This window comes from Daejeonella sp. (genome assembly GCF_044342615.1).
Classification (GTDB): Bacteria; Bacteroidota; Bacteroidia; order Sphingobacteriales; family Sphingobacteriaceae; genus Daejeonella.
Genome location: NZ_JBIIPN010000178.1, coordinates 1 through 4,369, shown reverse-complemented (window position 1 = coordinate 4,369; position 4,369 = coordinate 1). Strand labels below are relative to the sequence as shown.

Genomic DNA, 4,369 nt, shown 5'->3' with positions numbered 1-4,369 from the left:
CTTGGGTCGGACCCTGGTCGGGCCTCTGGTCGGTGTTATCACCGTACCAGACGCACTGTCCGTAGAGTTAAGCGAAGCGTCTCTACGGATTACACAATATCGGGAGTCTCCAGACTCCCCTTAAAATTGTTAACATCAATATCCCCCCAATTAAATCACACAAAATCAATTTCAATTAAGCCCTTCCCATTACTATAATAATCAATACCAGAAGAGTACAAATAATCCTGTTCAAATCGTACAATTCCTGCCCTAACTGGGTTTTCATGTAAATATTTCATTCTTGAAGACAATATTTCTTTTGTTGAACATTCCACTGGGTGATTATTCTGTTGCCAAAACTGATAATTTGTATTTCTTCCATTAAATTCTCCTGCCTTTTTAAATATCCATAACATCCATCTTTTTCTACTTTCTTTAGGATTGTTTTTAATTGCATCAATAATTGCGTTAGAGCTGAACTTTTTCAGATCCCTAATCACGTCGGAAAGTCGTTTTATTCCATTTGTAGATAATATTAAATGAATATGATTGGTCATTATACACCAAGCGTGAACTTTTAAACCTTTTTGTTCCTGACAGAACTTTAAGCTTTCTAAAAAGATGTCTGAGTATATTTTTCTTGAAAAGACATCCACCCACTCTACCACTGAGAAGGTAAGAAAATGAACTGCATATTGATCATTGATTTGAAATCCTCTATCAGACATTTTATAAATTTTTAATACCCAATTGAATTTGAAATAATACTAATTTGAAGATAGATGGGTATGATAAAATTTCGAAGAATAGTTATTAAACGGTATTATTTGGGGAATAAGTGGTTAATTTTAGTACTAATCGAGTCTGGAGACTCTCATTATTTGCTAATCCGTAGAGACGCTAGCGCTGAACTCTACGGACAGTTGCGACTAGAGGGGAAGTGGTACGGTGACAACACCGACCACAGGAGACTAGAAAACGAGTTGTAGCGTGACAACACCGACCACAAGAGAGCACAGAGACCTCTTTTCTCAAACTATTGTAATAAAAACCAAGAAACAAGCCCTTTAGGTCCGTAAATTTTAAAATACCAAATGCTTTTTGTATATTTGTATTCCTCCCAAGCTAATTGGGCCAAAAATATGATTCTAGTTTTCACACATCACGTACATTTCCATCATCGCTTTGCGGCGATGTAATTATATATACGTTTCTACGTGAAACTGTTTCTTTAATATTTTTTTTGGTCTGATTAAAACATAACATTTGAAAACTCTCAAAATAGCTATCCAGAAATCGGGTAGATTAAACGAAAAATCTGTCGAGCTTCTAAAAAACTGCGGTTTAAGCTTCGAAAATTATAAAAGTTCTCTAATTTCTAACGTCTCTAATTTCCCTCTAGAAATACTTTTTCTGCGTGATGATGATATACCAGAATATGTACAAGATGGTATTGCGGATCTTGGAATTGTGGGCGAAAACGTAATCAGTGAAACTGGTGTTGATGTAAGCTTCCTGCAAATGCTAGGCTTCGGAAAATGCACGCTAAAGCTTGCTGTTCAAACACATAGCACAATAGAAAATATTGCCGACCTCAATGGCAAATCAATCGCTACCTCCTACCCTGTCATCCTAAAAAAATTCTTAGATGAGCAATCTATCAATGCAGATATTAGAACTATTTCCGGCTCCGTAGAAATTGCTCCAGGATTAGGTTTGAGCGATGCCATTTTTGATATTGTATCAACTGGTGGGACTTTAAAAAGCAATGGTTTGAAACCCTTTGCAGAAGTAATGAAGTCGGAAGCTGTTTTAATTGGACGTAAAGGCATTGAAAATGAGGATCTAATTGTTGAGCTCATACAAAGAATTCAATCGGTTTTGCGTGCTAAAGAGACTAAATACGTGGTTTTAAATGCGGAAGCTAAAAACTTAGATCAAATTCTAGCGCTTTTACCTGGAGTGAAGAGTCCTACAGTGGTTCCATTGGCAGAAAAAGGCTGGGTTGCCATTCATACGGTAATCCCAGAGCGCGATTTCTGGGAAAAAATCAGTTTGCTGAAAAGCGCTGGTGCTCAAGGCATTGTGGTCATGCCAATTGAAAAGATCATCCTTTAAAAGATAAAAACACATGTTGAAAGTCTATAATTACAAGGATCTTAATCGCAAAGAAATTGAAGAGCTTTGCAAACGCAATATTGATTCAAATCAGAACATCCGAGCCACCGTTACCGAGATAATTGATGAGGTTAAATTGAATGGAGATGAGGCTTTACGAGGCTATGCAAAACAATTTGATGGAATTGCCCTAAATCAACTCTATTTGGATAAAGAAGAGCTGAAAAGAATTGCTGAAAAGGCTGGAGAAGCAGAAAAAAATGCCATTCAACTTGCCTATAACAATATTCGTAAATTTCATGAAACGCAAATTCCTTCAGAACAAAAAGTAGAGACTACTAAAGGTGTAATCTGCTGGCGTGAGTACAGAGCAATTGAGAAAGTTGGTTTGTACATTCCTGGTGGTACAGCTGTTTTACCCAGCACCTTTTTAATGCTTGGAATACCCGCCATCTTGGCAGGATGTAAGGAGATTATCGTCTGCTCACCGCCTCAAAAAGATGGTAAAGTAAATGCATACCTCGCCTTTTGTGCTATTCTTTTAGGAATTGAACGTATTTATCTTGCTGGAGGTGCACAAGCTATTGCTGCAATGGCATATGGGACTGAAAGTATCACAAAAGTGGATAAGATTTTTGGTCCCGGGAACCAATATGTTACCAAAGCCAAAACAATTATACAATCGGAAAGCCAAACAGCAATTGATATGCCTGCAGGGCCCTCCGAAGTATTGGTAATTGCTGATGAAAGTGCAAATCCTGAATATGTTGCCGCCGATCTTTTAGCGCAAGCAGAACATGGGATTGATAGTCAGGCAGTATTGGTATCTAATTCACAGCGCATTATCAATGAAACTATACTTGAACTAGAGCGTCAATTGCCACTGTTGCCGAGAGCAGAAATAGCCTCCAAAGCAATTGCCAATTCCTATGCAATTTACTGCAAAGATTTAACTGAAGCAATGGAATATAGTAATATTTACGCACCTGAACATTTGATTTTAGCAACAGATTTGTGGGAAGAAATTTCTCCAAAAATCATAAATGCTGGATCCGTTTTTCTGGGCCATTTAACCCCCGAAAGTGCTGGCGATTATGCCTCTGGAACCAACCATACTTTGCCTACAAGTTCTTATGCACGAGCATATTCGGGCGTTTCTGTTGATTCTTTCATCAAGAAAATTACCTTCCAACATATCTCTAAAGAAGGAATTAAAAACTTAGGTCCTGCAGTAGAAACTTTAGCTGCTTTGGAAGGTTTAGAAGCACATAAAAATGCGGTTAGTGTCAGACTAAAAAATAATTAATAGATAAATAACTGAATAACAATACGTTAATACAATACGATGTTCAACTTACAGAATATACTTCGTAAAAATATCAAAGATCTGATCCCCTATTCATCTGCAAGAGATGAATTTAAAGGAGAGGCGTCCGTTTTCTTAGATGCCAACGAAAACGCCTATGGTTCGCCGCTGCACACCAATTATAATCGCTACCCAGATCCACTGCAGTACAAGGTTAAAAAGCGTCTTTCTGAAATAAAAGGCGTTCCACCGAGGAATATTTTTTTAGGAAATGGAAGTGATGAAGCGATAGACATACTTTTCCGTGCATTTTGCAATCCAGGAAAAGACAATGTAATTACTGTGCCACCAACATATGGCATGTATGAGGTATCGGCAAATATCAATGATGTTGAGCTAAGAAAAATTAATCTAATGCCTGATTATCAATTGAATATGGAAGGCATCGCGGAAGCAATTGATGAAAACACTAAACTAATTTTTATTTGCTCACCGAACAATCCCACAGGAAATTCAATCAATAGAGAAGATATTGAAACGATTTTAGCCAATTTCAATGGTTTAGTGGTGATAGATGAGGCTTATATCAATTATAGCCGTCAAAAAACCTTTATTCAGGAGCTTACCGAGTATTCAAATTTAGTAGTATTACAAACCCTATCTAAGGCATGGGGTTTAGCAGGTTTACGTGTGGGAATGGCCTTTGCTAGTGAAGAAATCATTGAAGTCTTTAATAAGGTAAAACCTCCTTACAATATGAATGAGGCCTCACAAGAACTAGCTTTAGCTGCACTTCAAAATGTAGATCAAGTAAATAATTGGATAAAAGAAACTGTCGCTGAACGCGAAAAACTAAGAGTTAATCTTGGCCAAATACCTTCAGTATTAACTATTTATCCTTCAGACGCTAATTTTATCCTCGTAAAAACGGATAATCCCACAGAAATTTACCAATTTTTTGTC

At 37.2% G+C, this 4,369-nt stretch carries 4 protein-coding genes; 3 read left to right on the top strand and 1 reads right to left on the bottom strand.

The genetic code is table 11. From position 1 onward, the window contains the following. Positions 1–155 precede the first annotated feature (155 nt). Complete coding sequence (locus ACIQ0D_RS11795) at positions 156–710, bottom strand: REP-associated tyrosine transposase (protein WP_395805858.1); 555 nt, start codon at positions 708–710, stop codon at positions 156–158. Positions 711–1,248: 538 nt separating this feature from the next. On the opposite strand from ACIQ0D_RS11795, the gene hisG reads away from it, so the two are divergent. The 3 genes from hisG to hisC all read left to right on the top strand — a co-directional run. After that, positions 1,249–2,100: an ATP phosphoribosyltransferase gene (gene hisG, locus ACIQ0D_RS11790; protein WP_395805856.1), complete on the top strand. Its 852-nt coding sequence runs from the start codon at positions 1,249–1,251 to the stop codon at positions 2,098–2,100. A 13-nt stretch (positions 2,101–2,113) separates the two neighbouring features. Further along, positions 2,114–3,406 (top strand): histidinol dehydrogenase, encoded by a 1,293-nt coding sequence (gene hisD, locus ACIQ0D_RS11785; protein ID WP_395805854.1) that lies wholly within the window; start codon positions 2,114–2,116, stop codon positions 3,404–3,406. 39 nt (positions 3,407–3,445) lie between these two features. Further along, on the top strand, positions 3,446–4,369 hold a 924-nt coding region (hisC, locus tag ACIQ0D_RS11780), incomplete at its 3' end, for a histidinol-phosphate transaminase (RefSeq protein WP_395805852.1).